The sequence below is a fragment of the Streptomyces virginiae genome (genome assembly GCF_000720455.1).
In the GTDB taxonomy this organism is placed as follows: Bacteria; Actinomycetota; Actinomycetes; order Streptomycetales; family Streptomycetaceae; genus Streptomyces; species Streptomyces virginiae.
This window is the reverse complement of record NZ_JOAK01000023.1, coordinates 61,386-75,695: the sequence shown is the minus strand read 5'-3', so window position 1 is coordinate 75,695 and position 14,310 is coordinate 61,386. Positions and strand designations below refer to the sequence as shown.

Here is a 14,310-nt window from a genome sequence, read left to right as displayed (position 1 = left end):
CGCCCGGTCGTCCCCCGGACCCTCCTGCCGCCGCGACACCGGAGATCCTCGACACCCCCGCCCGGGTGTCGTCCGCCCACTTGAAAGAGCACCATGGCTGACCAGCTCGAACCGCACACCACCCTCAACGACCAGCCGTTCCCCGAACTGCTCGGACTCGCCTGCCAGACGGTCTTCAGCAGCGACGGACAGTGGCTCGCGGTCAGTTCGGTCATGCACCGCTACAGCCGGATCGCCGTCTACCGCACGGACGACCTGTCCTGCGCCCACCTGCTGACCTTCACGACGGAAGCCGAATCGATCGCCTTCCACCCGACGCTTCCGCTGCTCGCCGTGGGCCTCGACAACGGCGACGACTACTTCCGGGCGGGCGGACTCACCCTCCTCGAGGCCGACACCGGACACCGCGTCGACTTCACCGACCCCGCGTGGGGCATCGACCCCATCCGCTGGCTGGACGACCGCACGCTCCAACTCACCTTCTTCGCCATGGACGACGGCAGCGACAGCCGGGTGGCCCGGGCGACGGTCGTACGCGAGGACTGGCGCGGCCTCGGCCCCGACGCCCTCGATCTGACCACCCTCGACCGGACGGCGCAGGACCCCGGGGAACCGAGGACGTACGAGGACACCCCGCCCGCGCTGCAGACGCTGCGCACGCTCGCCGAGCGGGCGGGACGCCGCTATGACCAGCACTGCGCGGTCCGGGCCGTGGCGGGGCTCGGTGACGGCCGGGTGCTCGCCACCGGCCGGGACGTGGTGGTGGAGTGCCGGGCCGCCGACGGTTCGGTCCTGTGGAGCGTGCCCGCCGCGTCGCTGTACGGCGGCACCCGGATCGAGGTGGCCGCCGACGAGCGGACCGTTCGCGTGGCCATCCCCGGTCCCGACCGCCGCACCCGGACCGATTTCCTGCTCGTCGACACCGCCGACGGCAGGGTCCTCGACCGCCGCTCGGTGCCGCACGCGGCCGCGATGTGCGCCCGTACCGACGGGGCGTGGGCGATCCGGGACACCTTCGACCGCTGCTTCGGGGCGGAGCCGCCCGCCCCGCCCGACACCCGGATCTTCGCCGCCGACGGAAGCCCGCTGGGCTCGCTCCACGTCCCGGACCGCTACGACCTGGTCCCGCTCGACGTCCGGCGCTGCCCCGAGCTGCTGTACTGGCGCCGGCGCCGCGACGTGGTCGCGCTCGCCCCCGACGGCGTCACGGAGGCGGTGCTCTTCAGCGTCGACGCCCCGCTGGGCCGCGCCGTCCACGCGGACGACGGCACCGGCGCCGCCCTGTTCCACGGACGGACGGAGCTGGTCCGCAGGGCCTTCCCGTCCGGCGTGGTGCAGTGGAGCAGGCCGCTGGAATCCGAGGTCATCGGCCTCGACACGCACGCCGGGGTGCTGCACGCCCTGTGCGCCGACGGCACCCTCCTCTCCGTCGACACGGCCGACGGCACCCTCCTGGCCACGCGCCGGCTGCCCCCGCACGGGCCGCTCTGCCTGCACGCGGCACCCGACGGCACGGTCGTGGTCGGCACCGCTGCCGGCCAGGTCCTGCGCTGTCCGGCGGTTCGCGTTCCGAGCGGGACACCCAGGTGACCGGTTCGCCGCGGCCGACCGGTTCGTCGCGGCCGACCGGTGAGCGGGTGGCCCGTACGGCGTGTACGGCGTGTCCGCCGCCGTACGGCGGGGAGGGCCGGGTCCGGCTGCCTACCGTGCTCCCATGAGCAGACGTCCCGCAGTGCCGTTGGCCGGGTACGGCATCCGGCCCGCCCGGCCCTCCGAGTCGGGAGCGATCGCCGCGCTCCTGGCCCGCGCCTTCGCCGACGACCCGGTCATGGCGTGGATGGTCCCCGCTGCCGACCGGGAACGCAGGACAGCCCGCTACTTCCGGCTGTCCCAGCGCCAACAGCGGCCGCGCGACGGCGCGGTCCGGGTCGCCGCGACGGGCGACGGGCGGCTGCTGGCCGCCGCACTGTGGGCGGGACCCGGGTGCTGGAAGGCCTCCGCGGCACAGGAGTTGGCGGCGCTGCCCCAGTACGCCCGCGTCTTTGGCCTGCGCGGGATGCCACGGGCCGCAGAGGTCCAGAACGCCATGCACGAGGCCCATCCGGACGAGCCGCACTGGTACCTGCCGTCGGTGGGGACGGACCGGGGGCTCCAGGGGATGGGCGTCGGCTCGGCGCTGCTGCGCCAGCAGCTGGCCCAGTGCGACCGGCTCGGGCAACCCGCCTACCTGGAGTCCAGCAACATCACCAACATCCCCTTCTACGAAGGGCTGGGCTTCCGCGTCACCGGTGAGATCCGGCTCCCGGGCGGCGGACCGACCTTGTGGCCGATGTGGCGCGAACCCGTCCACGCGGACGACCGCAGCCCCGGCTGACGCTCAGGTCTGGCACTGCCTCGTCGCGGCGGGGGACCAGCCGCTCCAGGCGGCGCCGTCGGCCCGGGCGTGAACGCGGATCTCGACCTTCACGGGGCCGCACACCCGGGTGCTGCTCCCCACTTCGAGAGGGCCGACGGACTCCCCGGCGCGCACGTAGGTGCGGCCACTGCCCAGCTTCTCCCAGTGACCGCCGTCGACGACGCGGAAGTAGGCCTCGTAGGCGACGTTGAGTCCCTTGCTCCCGGTGTTGCGCGCCTTGACGTACGCCGTGATCTCGCGCGTGGGGAACCTGCCGGCGGATCCCCGCTGGGCGCTGATGCAGCCGTTGACGGCCACCCGGCCGGTCGACGTCCCGCCGCCGCAGGCGACCGCCGCGGCGTCCGCGGTGGCCGGGACCGCCAGCACGGTCAGTGCGGCCGCAGCCAAGATCGTTCCGATGCGCCTCAGATGCAACGTTCCATGCCCTTCGTCGAGTCCGTCGAGTCCGCTGTCTCGGAACAGACCATGGCCCGCGTCGGGCCCGAGGGGCAGGGGGTCGCCGGATCTTTCGCCCGAACGGAGTCGCCGCAGGCCACGCGGGCGACGCGCCGCAGCTCGACGCCCCCGTCCCGCCACCCGGCGGGGGCGCCCCAGTGCGGATGGGCGCACAGGCGCCCGGACAGCGCGATCAGCCGCCGCAGCAGCAGGGTCGTCCCGCCCCCGGCGGGCACCTGCGCCAGCTCGCCATAGGTACGCAGCCACGCCGCCTGCAGCGCGACCAGGTCATCGGGAAACCGGAATGATGCCGTCACCTCTATATTCCAACACATGTTCGATTCTCGGCGCGAGCGCGACGCTCCGGCGTGGAGTGCTTGTGATGACCGCCGTGCGCATCACCAGGGCACCTCGCCGGCGTCCTCGAAGAAACGGCCGGTCGGGCCGTCGTCGGGCAGGGTCGCGAGTTTGATGGCGATCGCCGCGCCCTGTTCAGGGGTGCGCACGCCGCGGAAGCCGTTGAGGTCGGTCGCGACGTAGCCGGGGCAGCCGGCGTTGATCAGGATGTTCGTGCCGCTCAGCTCCCGGGCGTACTGAAGGGTGACGGCGTTCAGGAACGTCTTCGACGGCGCGTACGCCGCGGCCACCGGGCCCGTCGTCTGCTCGGCGGCGGTGCCGGACTGCCGGGTGAGGGAGCCGACGCTGCTGGACATGTTCACGATCCGCGGTGAGGCGGAGCGGCGCAGCAGCGGCATCATCGCGTTGGTGACGCGGACGACACCGATCACGTTGGTCTCCACGACCGTGCGGATGGTGGCGGGATCGACCCGGGTGGGCTCCTGCGGCATGCCGCCGGTGATGGCGGCGTTGTTGACCAGCACGTCGAGACGCCCGGCCTGTTCCTCGATCAGCCGTGCGGCGGCGGTCGTGCTCGCGTCGTCCGTCACGTCCAGTGGTACGCCGAAGGCGTCGACGCCGGCGTCGCGCAGTCTCTCCACCGCGGCCTTGCGGCGCTGATCGTCGCGGGCGCCGACGCCGACGCTCCAGCCGAGGGAGCCCAGCCCCGCGGCGATCTCGTAGCCGATTCCCTTGTTCGCGCCGGTGACCAGCGCAATCGTTCGTTCGCTCATGGGGACCATGCTGCCGTCGCACCCCGGCGAGGGTCCAAGACCGATAGGGTGGGCAGCGATACCGTCCGGGTATCGATCCGAAGTATCGTGGCCGGATGGAGACCCGGGAACTGCGCTACTTCGTCGCTGTCGCTGAAGAGTTGCACTTCGGCCGCGCCGCGCAGCGGCTCGGGATCGCACAGCCGCCTCTGTCACGGGCGATCCAGCAGCTCGAACGCCGGCTCGGGGCAGCGCTGCTGGACCGCACCAGCCGCACCGTCACGCTGACGGAGGCCGGCTCAGTGCTGCTGACCGAGGGCCGTGCGGCGCTCGACGCGGTCGCCGCCGCCGAGCGTCGGACCCGCCGCGCCGCCCGATCCGCGACCGGCCGACCCGGCCTGGTCCTGGTCACGAAAGCCAGCGCGTCCAGCGAACTGCTGGCGAAACTGCTCGACGCGTACGCCGCCGAACCCGGCGCGGTCCCCGTCGACGTCATCCTGTGCGGCCCGGCGGAGCAGGAACGACTCCTGCGCGAGGGCCGGGCCGACGTGGCGCTGCTGCACCGGCCGTTCGACTCGACGGCCAGGCTCCACACCGAAGAACTCAGCACGGAGGGCCAAGTGGTGGTCCTGCCGGCCGGACATCCGCTCACCGTCCGGGCCCATGTGCACATGGCCGACATCACCGCGCTGCCCGGCCTGCCCCTGCCACGCTGGCCCAACCCCGACGGCACCTACCCGCCCGGCCCCGGCCCCCGGGTCCGCGACCACGCGCAGTTGTTGCAGCTCGTCGCGCTCGGCCGGGCCTGCGCGGTCTCACCGGAGTCGTGCCGAGCCCAACTGCACGGTGACCTCGCCGCCGTGCCCGTACTGGACGCGCCGAACGTCACCACCGTGATCGCCTGGCCGCCGCACAGTCGGTCCAAAGCCGTCGCCGACCTTGTCCGGACCGCGACGCGTCTCCAGTAGTTCCCACATGCCTGGCCGGGTTCCACCGGTCGTGGCCCGGCTCAACCCTGCGGCCGGCGGCGCTGAGTCACGTGTGGCGGGACCCGGGGTCGTGGTCGCAGGGGTTGTGGTTGACGTAGCGGCAGCTTCTACGGTCGTGACCAGGGCCGGAGAGGCCGGCCCGACTGGTGGTGGCGAACGGGTGACGGTGGTGGACCGACCGATCGCGGAGGTGGCCCGGATGCCGGGTGGGACGGCACGAACCCTGCGTCACTACGACGAGATCGGACCGCTGCCGCCGGCCCGGATCGGAGCCAACGGTCACCGCGACCTGCGTCGACGACCCCGCCCGGAGGGTCGCCTACGAGGCCGTCGCACCTGGCCCGGCCGCATCCCAGCGCGACGCGCCATCGATGTCTACGCCACCGAACGCCTCGCCTGAACGGTCGGCCGGCTCGTCCCCCGGCAGTTCGCCCGCGCCATCAGCGGCGTCCACCTCGCCCCAGAACCTGGCCGAGGTCATCGACCGGGCGCGTTACGTCCTGGCGAAGTCGGCGGCCGTGGGCGCGGATGCGCCCGGCGCGCAGGGCCTGATGCTGGTCCGGGCATGGCCGACCCGCGCGGCCTACGCCCGGGAGACGCCCGACCAGTGGCTCTGCCGGGCCACGGTCTCCGACTCGGGCGTCGCCGCCCCTTCGGCAACGGCTGGGGGCGCCTGTTCGCTGCCGACCGCCGGGAGGTGACGTCCGCGACCTGCGGTGGCGCGCCCCTGGAGGTCCGCCGGGTCGGCACCGTCGCGCGTGGCTCCCGGAGGCTGTACGCCGTAGGGTCCCGGACTGCATCCGGGGCAGCACCGGCCTGTCGCTGCTGCACGACGGCATCACGTCCGAGACCCGGTTCCGGCTCGGCGACGCCCGGTGATCGCACCTGCGGCGAAGGGGCCTGAGCGCTGTGAGCGATCTGAGCGCCGCATCCGGTGAACGGCGCCGGACGAGGCGCTCGGTCACTGGGAGCGGTGCCTGGGCCGGGGGCGCCTACGATTCGTCGGCCGCGGTGTCACCGCAGGACAGGGCCGCCCTTCTCCTGCGGTACACCACCACCGCGCACACCGCGAGGAGGAGGACGGCGACGGCGCAGGCGCCGAGCACCGGCTGCTGGGCGAAGAGCCTTCCCAGCACTTCGAGCACGCCGAGCCCCGCTGTCGCGTAGATCAGCGCCCAGGCCGCTCCGCCCACGAACAGGGCGGGGAGGTAGCGGGGCAGGGGCATGCGCATGCTGCCCGCGAGGAAGTTGGCGGCGGTCTGGAAACCGACGGTCAGGAAGGAGACGGCCACCACGGGTGCGCCCCACCGCTGGATCGCCCGCTCGGCGCGCTGGAACCTCGCCGTGGAGATTCGCCCGGCGAGCCGGCTGCGCCGGGCACCGGCGCCGGCGAGCCAGCCGACGGCGAACGTCCCTCCGGCGCGGAGCAGGACGATGACGTACAGGGCTCCGGCCGTCAGCGCGATCTTATCCACGAGGCATCGTCCCGATCTCCGGGCCGTACCCCGGCACGCCCGTCACCCGCATGGCCGGCCCGCCCCAGTGGGCGCACGACGCGCACAAGCCCGGTCACCGCCTCTCACCTGCGCCCTGCCTCTGCGCGTTCCGCTCCATGGTTGCCGCCTGCGGTGCCGGACCCCAGCCCGGTACGCCAGCGCGCCAAACGAGGTTAGCCTAACCGAACACGCATACGGGATGCCGGGCCGCCGGAGCAAGTCGGCCATGGGTGTCAGAGCCGATCACCCCGGCCGGGGGACCGGGCGTGACGGCGGACGCGCGCGTGCCCCTGATCCCCCGGGCGCCGGAGGGCTTGAGCCGACGGGCTCGGTACTTCGGTCGAGGGGCACGGGCTGCATGTTCCCCGCCGTGACCTCCCACCCTGCCGGGAGGCCGCGCGTTCTGGAAGCCGACACTACCGAAGGCTCGGCCGCGGACGGATGGTGGTTCCCGGCAGGCGGCAGTCGCGTCTCCATGGCTCACGGGTTCATGATCGGGCCGGACGGCGAGTTCGGGATCGACGCGACGCGTGGGGCCTGGGCCTGACCTGACATGACCCCGGCAGCCCGGGCGCACCGGCTCCGCGTACGGTCTGCGCATGGAAGATCAACGACCGCCGTTGTCATGGCTGGACGCGTTCGAGGCCTGGGAGCCCGTGCTGCGGCTCATGCTGGCCGGCGACACGGAGCGTGCGGCCGCCCGGCCGGCCCGCGTGGCAGGACGTATCGGCCAGTACGGCTGGAGCCTTGCGCATCGGGGCTCCATGTCGGCGACCGCGCGCACCAGGGTGGAGGACATACAAAGGGCGCTGGCGCGCGGCAGGGTCCAGGAGGTCGCGTTCAGGGCGGAGGTGCGACCCGACGGAAGGACCACGCTCGGCCTCGTCTGGCCGAGCCCGGTCGTCGAGCCGGCTGTCGGCTACCCCGACCTGGGGGTGCTCGTCCTGGCCGAGGGTTCCCTTCCCGAGCCGTGGCTGCGCCGTCCCGATCCGGCGCCCGAGGCGGTTCCGGCACCGTCCGCGGACCCGGAACTGCTGGAGCGGACTCTCCGCGAACGGTTGCCCGACGCCGTCGGCGCGACCGCGGAGGAGATCGCTGCCGCCGAAGCCCGCTTGGGCGTCGCGCTGTCCGACGAGCTCAAGGCGCTCTACCGGGTGGCACGGGTGGACTGGCGTGGTGACTTCGAGGGGGCGGACCGCGTCGGCGATGCGGTGGGCTGCGAACTCAGCGGCCTGGACGACCTGTACGCCGTCGACGCCGAACGCCGGCACTCCGGCTGGGGCCACGGCGCGATGCGTGCGCTCAGTACCGCTCCCGACGCCGCGGTGCAGGGCCTGGCCGGCTCGCCCGGCTGGATCGGCTTCGGGAGCAACGGCGGCGACGAGTTCGCGGTCGACCTGAATCCCGGGCCGGGCGGACACTTCGGGCAGGTCATCCTGGTCGACCACGAGCAGAGCCTCGGCGCCGAGCTCGTGGCCGATTCCCTCACCGATTTCGTCCTGGGCCGGAGGCGGGAGGAACGCGGTGGCCGCCGCGGCAACACGCTTCCGGCCGTGGCCAAGGTCGGTTCCGGATTCCTGGAGACGATCGAGACCGCCGCCCACGGCGCACTGGAGGTGCTGACGATCGGCGCCTGGGACGGCGCTCCGTTCAGCCTCGCTCCCCTCGCCGGACTGCCGCGCCTGCGCACCCTCACCGCAGCGCCCGGCACCCTGGCCGACCCCTTGGAGATCGCCGGTTTCACCGGACTGGAGTTCCTGGAACTGGGCGTGCGGGATTGGCGCGTCCTCCTGGACGCCGGGGCCGTCCCGCGCACCCTGAAAGCCGCGGCCGTCAAGGTCCGGGACCAGGACCACCTGCCCGTCGCGGCCCTCGCCAACGAGATCCTGGCCCTCTGGGACCGCCCTCAGATCGCCCAAACGCTCATCCAGGGCGACCTCGGCCCCGTGACCCCCGCCCGCTGAACAGCCCGGCCGCCCGGCCGCCGCGGAGGTACCGTCGGCCACGGCCCGGGCCCAGTCGGCGCATGCCCCCGCGGCGTCGGTCCACCGACGTCCCGGGGGCATGCGCCGACAGGCGGCTGCCGTCAGTGGCTGAGCGACCTGAGGGCCGCCGCGTCGTACGGCTGCAGTTCGTCGAAGCGGTTGCCGAGGACCTTCGCCGCCCACTGCGGGTCCTGGAGCAGCGCGCGGCCGACGGCGACCATGTCGAACTCGTCGCGTTCCATGCGGTCCAGGAGGTTGTCGATGTCGCCCAGCGCCGCGCCCTCGCCGGCGAAGGCGCGGATGAAGTCGCCGTCGAGGCCCACCGAGCCGACGGTGATGGTCGGCCGGCCGGTGAGCTTCTTGGTCCAGCCCGCCAGGTTCAGGTCCGAGCCGTCGAACTCCGGGAGCCAGTAGCGCCGGGTGGAGGCGTGGAACGCGTCGACGCCCGCCGCCGCCAGCGGGGCCAGGATCGCCTCCAGCTCCTCCGGGGTCTGCGCGAGCCGGGCGTCGTAGGCCTCCTGCTTCCACTGCGAGTAGCGGAAGATCACCGGGAAGTCGGACGAGACGCGTTCGCGCACCGCCGCCACGATCTCCGCCGCGAACTTCGTACGGGCCACCGCGTCGCCGCCGTACGCGTCGGTGCGGCGGTTGGTCCGCTCCCACAGGAACTGGTCGAGCAGGTAGCCGTGGGCGCCGTGCAGTTCGATGCCGTCGAAGCCGATCCGCTCGGCCTGCGCGGCGGCGTCGGCGAACGCGCCGATGACGTCGTCGAGGTCGGCGCGGGTCATCGCCCTGCCGGTCCCCTCGGTGCCGTCGACGCGGATGCCGGAGGGGCCGACGGCGGGCGCTTCGGCGTACGGGGCCTCGCCCTGCTTGCGCACCATGCCTATGTGCCACAGCTGCGGAACGATCGTGCCGCCGGCCTCGTGCACGGCCGCGGCGACCTTCGCCCATCCCGCCAGCTGGTCCTCGCCGTGGAACCGCGGCACCCGGTCGCTCTGCCCGGCGGAGTCGTGACCGACGTAGGTGCCCTCGGTGACGATCAGGCCCACGCCCGCGGCGGCCCGGCTGGCGTAGTACGCCCGCACATCCTCGCCGGGCACGCCGCCGGGGGAGAACATCCGCGTCATCGGCGCCATGGCGATGCGGTTGGGGACGGTCAGGCCGTTCAGCGTGACGGGCCGGGAGAGGATCTCGGCCGCGCGGGAGGCGGTGGACGTGGTGACGGACATGCGGGTCCTCCGGTGTGAGGCTGTGGCTCGTCGGGGTGACAACGAGAAGTGCATAGTACACACGCTATGTATCATGCATATGGCTGCGGGTCCGGCCCGCAGAGGTCCACCGGTCCGCCGGTCCGCGATAATGGAGCGCCGGAAAGGAGCGGGAGGCGCAGTGCTGGAAAAACTGGAGCGGGAGCTGATGCTCCTCTCGCGGCACCAGGTGCTGGCTCGGCGCGAGCGCGACGCCGAACGCCTGGAGCGGTCGGCGTACCTGCTGCTCAGCCGGATCGACACCCAAGGACCCATGTCCATCGGACAGTTGGCGGAGGCCTTCGGCCTCGACACCTCCACCGTGAACCGCCAGACGGCCGCACTGCTGCGCTGCGGACTGGCCGAACGCGTCGCGGATCCGGACGGCGGCATGGCCCGCAAGCTGCGCATCACCGCCGAGGGCGGGCGCCGCCTCGAAGGAGACCGCGAGGTCAACCGGTCCTGCCTGGCCCGGGTGGTCGCCGACTGGTCCCCCGAGGAGGTACGGGAGCTGGAGGACGTCCTGGTCCGGCTCAACCGCAGCGCCGAGGCCCTCGAAGGACGGCACTGGCCGCGCACGGAGGAAGGCGACGCCGGGACCTCATGCCGCCTGCCGGCCCCGGCGCAAGAGGGGCCTGCCACCCCGTAGGGGACCGACGCCGCGATGCCGACGGGGACTGGGCCCGCCCCCTCGCGGAGGGGCGGGCACACGGCTGATCCGCATCGAGCCGCATCGCGCGGCGCGGGGCCTCAGGTGGCGACGGTGGCCACCGGCTCCAGGCCGTAGGTGCGGGCGTAGCCGTTCTCGGTGCCCACGAGCAGGTCCACGACGTCGAAGTAGCGGTCCCAGAAGGGGGTTTCGCGCAGTGCGTCGATCAGCAGCCGGTAGGCGTCATGGTCGTCCGCCTCCCAGACCCAGACGTCGGTGACCCGAGCCGAGTAGAACTCGGTGTCGTAGAAGCGGGAGCGGACACCGCGGGTGCGGGCCTCGATCACCGGGACGACGTGGGTGGTGAAGGCGTGGACGCGTTCGGGCACCGTCATCGCCAGCCACTCGGGGGTGGTTTTGACCAGCATGAACGCGGTGACCGGCGGCTCGGTTCGGTCAGCGGGCATCGGCTGCCTCCGGAGCGGCGAGGACGACGGGCCGCAGGGTCTGCGCGCACCACTGCGCGAATCCGGTGGCCGGTCCCGCCTGCGGCGAGCGGTCGACGCCCGAGTCCAGGCCCTCGTCCTTGGCGCGCTTCATGTCGACCATGCCCTCGACGAAGGCCGCGCCCAGGCCGTGTCCGAGCATGGTGGACCGCAACTCGTCGAGCGTCTGGCGTTCGTAGCGGACCGGACGGCCCAGCTCCTCGCTCATGATGCGGGCGAGGTCATGGGGAGACAGGTCCTGCGGCCCGAGCACCGGAACGCTGCCGGCCCCGGTCCAGGACCGGTCCAGAAGCAGCCCGGCCGCCGCTGCGGCGATGTCGGCGACGGCCACCATCGGAGCCGGCCGGTCCGCGGCGACGGTGTCGGTGAAGACGCCGTTCTCGCGGATCGAGTCGACCTCCTCCAGCAGGTTCTCGAAGAACGACGGGTTGGCCAGGGCGCGGTAGGCGACACCGGAGCCGGCGATCAGGTCGTCCATGGCCAGGGACGCGGTGACCAGCCCGGCCCGGCCGGCCTGAGCGGTGCCGCGGCCGAGCGCCGAGACGCCGACGACATGGCCGACACCGTGCGCGGCGAACGCCCGCGCGGCCGGGCGGGTGAAGCCGCTGTACGCCTCCTCGGGCGTGAGCGAGACGTCCGGCGGGACCAGCCAGAAGACCGCGTCGGCCCCGGTGAAGGCCCGCTCGACGGTCGCGGCGTCCCCGTGTGAACCGGTGACCACCTCGACCCGTTCCCGCACGGCCTCGGGCAGCCGGGCGGGATCGCGGACCACGACCCGCACCTCCTCTCCGCGTGCGGGCGCGGCCTCGACCAGCAGGGACAGCAGCCGACTGCCGATGTTCCCGGTGGGGGCGGTAATGACGATCATGAAAACCTCGCGGTCTGAGTCGGTCGGATCTGTAACGCCCCCTCATCGTGCGAACCCGAACCGCATTGCCACAATGGGAACTTCAGCATCCAATCATTGCCCAGAACGGAAAGATGCAGGTGAACAGGGTGAGCAGCCCAGCCCCGAACCTCGACGCCAATCTCGCCGTCGCCCTCGACGCCCTCCTCGCCGAGCAGAGCGTCACCCGTGCCGCCGCGCGGCTGCGCACCTCTCCCGCCGCGATGAGCCGCACCCTGGCCCGGCTTCGCCGGGTCCTGCAGGACCCGCTCCTGGTGCGGGCGGGGCAGGCGATGGTGCCCACACCGCGCGCCGAGGAGCTGCGGGACGAGGCCGCCGCCGTGGTGCGGCGACTGGAGGCGCTGCTCACGCCGAGCGGCGGTATCGACCCCGCCGCACTGCGGCGGACCTTCACCGTCCAGGCCGCGGACCTGGTCGGCGCGGCACTGACCCCCGGGCTGCTCGGGCTGGCCCGGCGCCGGGCGCCGGGCGTCTCGCTGCGCGTGCTGGCCGAGGAGTGGGAGGCGGGCCCGGCGCTGCGCGAGGGCCGGATCGACCTGGAGATCGGGGCCATCGACCACGTCGACCCGGAGACCCGGGTCGAGGAGCTGGTGACGCTGCGGATGGCGGCCGGCGTCAGGGCCGGGCACCCGCTCGCCGAAGGACCCCTGACCGCCGCCGGGCTGGCCGCGGCGGAGCACGTGGCCGTCAGCCGCCGGGGCCGCTTCACCGGCCCGCTGGACACGGCCCTGGCCGCCCAGGGGCTCAGCCGGCAGGTCGGAGCCGTCCTGCCGGGGCATCTGGCGGCGATGGCGCTGGCCGCGGTCGGCGACGTGGTCTGCCTCGTGCCGACCGCCCTGCCGGGCGAGCCGCCGTCACCGCTCGGCGACGCGGCACGCGCGATGGGGCTGCGCCTGCTGGACATCCCCCTGCCCCTGCCCCCGGTGACGATCGGCATGGCCTGGCACCCGCGCCACACAGCGGACGGCGCCCACCAATGGCTGCGCGCCGCCGTACGCCACGTCCTGCGCCCACCCCGCCCGGAATGACCCCCGCCCCGCCCCGGGGAGCGGCTATGCGGGGCGGGTGGGGAGGGTGGCGGTGGGGGGTGTTCGACGGCGCAGGGGGGCGAAGGCGAGGAGGTAGCAGAGTCCCCCGAGGGGCAGCAGGTCCAGGCTGAACGCGTTCGCGGCCGTGCCCAGTACGAAGAGCGCCTGCGCCCGGACGGCGTCACGGCCCGTGAGGGTGGCGAGCAGGATGATCATCCCCAGGTAGAGGAAGAGCGGTCCGACGGTGTAGACGGCCGGCATCACCCCCGGGACGTCTTGGACCTGCCCGAACAGCTCCCGCATCTCCGGCTTGTCCGCCGCTCGGAGCCCCACGTACAGGTCGATCAGTGCCTGCGCGGCGGCCGCCGCCACTCCCACCAGCCCGGCCGCGAACCCCGCCCGGGCCAGCCGTCGCCGTACCGGCCCCGCGCCGGCCGTCGCCATGCGGTACACCCCCGCGCACATCGCCCCGAAGAGCAACACCCCGAACAGGAAAGCGAGGTGGCCGGCGGTCCAGGCGGCACCGGGCTCCTTCGACCCCTCCGCCAGGAGGCGGACGGAGCCGTAGACGATGAGGAGGAGGGGGGCGGCGGCGAAGGAGATGCCGGCGAGACGTCCGGGCGCGTTCGATGTCATGGCCTCACCCTGCCGCCCGCGCGTACAGCGGCACATGGGTGATCACCCCGGCAACACCCCGATGCGCCATGCGGGTTGAGCCAGGGTCGGCGAAGGGTCGGCCTCAGGGGCACTGACGCGGTACACGGCGCGGTGCCCGTACGATCGGGCGATTTCCAGCAGCTTTCTATCTCCAACCGCTGTTGTTTCTAGAATGGCGGGGTGAAGGACATCGATGTGATCGCGGTGCTGCAGGACCCGGTGCGCCGCCGGCTGTACGAGTACGTGGCCGCCCAGGGGCGCGAGGTCGGGCGCAACGAGGCGGCCGAGGCGGCCGGGGTGGCGCGGACGCTCGCCGCGCACCATCTGGACCGGCTGGCCGAGGCGGGGCTGCTGGAGAGCGGTAGCCGCCGCCTGACGGGACGCTCGGGGCCGGGGGCCGGCCGTCCCGCCAAGGTGTACACGCGGGCACGCGTCGAGCGGTCCGTGTCGCTGCCCGCCCGCGACTACCGCACCGCCGCCGAGCTGCTCGCCGAAGCCGCCGAGGAGGTCGGACTGGACGCCGGGCTCTGCGCGGCGGCGCGCCGCCGGGGTGAGTCCCTCCGCGGCGCGGCGGCGCCCTGCGGCGGGCTCGAAGAGGCCGCGGAGCTGCTCGCCTCCCGCGGCTACGAACCGCACCTGGAAGGCGATGGAGAGGGGGAGGGCGGGCAGGAGCGCGTGCTCCGTATGCGCAACTGCCCGTTCCATGCCGTCGCCGAACGCTTCCCCCCGCTCGTCTGCGGCATGAACCTCGCACTGCTGGAAGGGCTGCTCGGCGTCGACGGTCCGGTCCGTGCCCGCATGGACGCCCGGCCGGGGGAGTGCTGCGTCGTCGTCGAAGCTTCTAAAGACAATGAACGTTGACATAGAAATGAGGAGCGTGCTG

Annotated in this window: 16 protein-coding genes and 1 pseudogene; 9 read left to right on the top strand and 8 right to left on the bottom strand. The window is 73.4% G+C overall.

The features are described from left to right. The first annotated feature begins 93 nt into the window (after window positions 1–93). Together IG86_RS0128460 and IG86_RS0128455 are read left to right on the top strand one after the other, a co-directional pair. Entirely contained in the window at window positions 94–1,590 is a 1,497-nt protein-coding gene (locus tag IG86_RS0128460; RefSeq protein WP_030828003.1) for a PQQ-binding-like beta-propeller repeat protein, read from the top strand. A 124-nt stretch (window positions 1,591–1,714) separates the two neighbouring features. Further along, a complete protein-coding gene (locus tag IG86_RS0128455) occupies window positions 1,715–2,374 on the top strand; it encodes a GNAT family N-acetyltransferase (protein ID WP_051785472.1) in 660 nt (219 codons plus the stop codon). 3 nt (window positions 2,375–2,377) lie between these two features. On the opposite strand, the gene IG86_RS0128450 is transcribed toward IG86_RS0128455, so the two are convergent. The 3 genes from IG86_RS0128450 to IG86_RS0128440 all read right to left on the bottom strand — a co-directional run bounded on the left by IG86_RS0128450 (window position 2,378) and on the right by IG86_RS0128440 (window position 3,981). Further along, window positions 2,378–2,803: a hypothetical protein gene (locus IG86_RS0128450; RefSeq protein ID WP_244306127.1), complete on the bottom strand. Its 426-nt coding sequence runs from the start codon at window positions 2,801–2,803 to the stop codon at window positions 2,378–2,380. 17 nt (window positions 2,804–2,820) lie between these two features. Beyond that, window positions 2,821–3,168, bottom strand: a complete 348-nt coding sequence (locus IG86_RS42515) for a hypothetical protein (RefSeq protein WP_063761576.1) — start codon at window positions 3,166–3,168, stop codon at window positions 2,821–2,823. Window positions 3,169–3,249: 81 nt separating this feature from the next. After that, window positions 3,250–3,981, bottom strand: coding sequence for an SDR family oxidoreductase (locus IG86_RS0128440; protein WP_030900667.1), 732 nt, complete (start codon window positions 3,979–3,981; stop codon window positions 3,250–3,252). Between the two features lie 95 nt (window positions 3,982–4,076). Here IG86_RS0128440 and IG86_RS0128435 point away from each other — a divergent pair, with 95 nt between their 5' ends. The 3 genes and pseudogenes from IG86_RS0128435 to IG86_RS43195 all read left to right on the top strand — a co-directional run bounded on the left by IG86_RS0128435 (window position 4,077) and on the right by IG86_RS43195 (window position 5,650). Next, window positions 4,077–4,928 carry a LysR family transcriptional regulator gene (locus tag IG86_RS0128435; RefSeq protein ID WP_030827991.1) on the top strand — a complete coding sequence of 284 codons (852 nt, stop codon included), beginning with the start codon at window positions 4,077–4,079 and terminating at the stop codon, window positions 4,926–4,928. A gap of 190 nt (window positions 4,929–5,118) precedes the next feature. Beyond that, window positions 5,119–5,235 (top strand): annotated as a pseudogene (locus IG86_RS41650) (MerR family DNA-binding transcriptional regulator); the annotation flags it as partial. An 85-nt stretch (window positions 5,236–5,320) separates the two neighbouring features. Continuing rightward, window positions 5,321–5,650 (top strand): hypothetical protein, encoded by a 330-nt coding sequence (locus tag IG86_RS43195; protein WP_157854920.1) that lies wholly within the window; start codon window positions 5,321–5,323, stop codon window positions 5,648–5,650. Between the two features lie 291 nt (window positions 5,651–5,941). Here IG86_RS43195 and IG86_RS0128425 read toward each other — a convergent pair whose 3' ends face one another. Beyond that, window positions 5,942–6,424: a DedA family protein gene (locus IG86_RS0128425; RefSeq protein ID WP_030827988.1), complete on the bottom strand. Its 483-nt coding sequence runs from the start codon at window positions 6,422–6,424 to the stop codon at window positions 5,942–5,944. Window positions 6,425–7,044: 620 nt separating this feature from the next. On the opposite strand from IG86_RS0128425, the gene IG86_RS0128415 reads away from it, so the two are divergent. Beyond that, window positions 7,045–8,409: an SMI1/KNR4 family protein gene (locus tag IG86_RS0128415; protein ID WP_107056294.1), complete on the top strand. Its 1,365-nt coding sequence runs from the start codon at window positions 7,045–7,047 to the stop codon at window positions 8,407–8,409. Window positions 8,410–8,531: 122 nt separating this feature from the next. Here IG86_RS0128415 and IG86_RS0128405 read toward each other — a convergent pair whose 3' ends face one another. Further along, window positions 8,532–9,662: an NADH:flavin oxidoreductase gene (locus tag IG86_RS0128405; RefSeq protein ID WP_030827980.1), complete on the bottom strand. Its 1,131-nt coding sequence runs from the start codon at window positions 9,660–9,662 to the stop codon at window positions 8,532–8,534. 130 nt (window positions 9,663–9,792) lie between these two features. Here IG86_RS0128405 and IG86_RS0128395 point away from each other — a divergent pair, with 130 nt between their 5' ends. Beyond that, window positions 9,793–10,329, top strand: a complete 537-nt coding sequence (locus IG86_RS0128395; RefSeq protein WP_045936748.1) for a MarR family winged helix-turn-helix transcriptional regulator — start codon at window positions 9,793–9,795, stop codon at window positions 10,327–10,329. 101 nt (window positions 10,330–10,430) lie between these two features. Here the strand turns inward: IG86_RS0128395 and IG86_RS0128390 are convergent, their stop codons facing one another. Together IG86_RS0128390 and IG86_RS0128385 are read right to left on the bottom strand one after the other, a co-directional pair. Next, entirely contained in the window at window positions 10,431–10,796 is a 366-nt protein-coding gene (locus IG86_RS0128390) for a darcynin family protein (protein ID WP_030900661.1), read from the bottom strand. Next, entirely contained in the window at window positions 10,786–11,703 is a 918-nt protein-coding gene (locus IG86_RS0128385) for an NAD(P)H-binding protein (RefSeq protein ID WP_030827974.1), read from the bottom strand. The genes IG86_RS0128390 and IG86_RS0128385 overlap by 11 nt, the downstream gene beginning before the upstream one ends. Before the next feature lie 113 nt (window positions 11,704–11,816). On the opposite strand from IG86_RS0128385, the gene IG86_RS0128380 reads away from it, so the two are divergent. After that, window positions 11,817–12,770 carry a LysR family transcriptional regulator gene (locus IG86_RS0128380; protein ID WP_030900660.1) on the top strand — a complete coding sequence of 318 codons (954 nt, stop codon included), beginning with the start codon at window positions 11,817–11,819 and terminating at the stop codon, window positions 12,768–12,770. Window positions 12,771–12,794: 24 nt separating this feature from the next. On the opposite strand, the gene IG86_RS42510 is transcribed toward IG86_RS0128380, so the two are convergent. Continuing rightward, window positions 12,795–13,406 carry a hypothetical protein gene (locus tag IG86_RS42510; RefSeq protein WP_051785471.1) on the bottom strand — a complete coding sequence of 204 codons (612 nt, stop codon included), beginning with the start codon at window positions 13,404–13,406 and terminating at the stop codon, window positions 12,795–12,797. A 201-nt stretch (window positions 13,407–13,607) separates the two neighbouring features. Here IG86_RS42510 and IG86_RS0128370 point away from each other — a divergent pair, with 201 nt between their 5' ends. Beyond that, complete coding sequence (locus IG86_RS0128370) at window positions 13,608–14,288, top strand: helix-turn-helix transcriptional regulator (protein WP_030900654.1); 681 nt, start codon at window positions 13,608–13,610, stop codon at window positions 14,286–14,288. Window positions 14,289–14,310 lie beyond the last annotated feature (22 nt).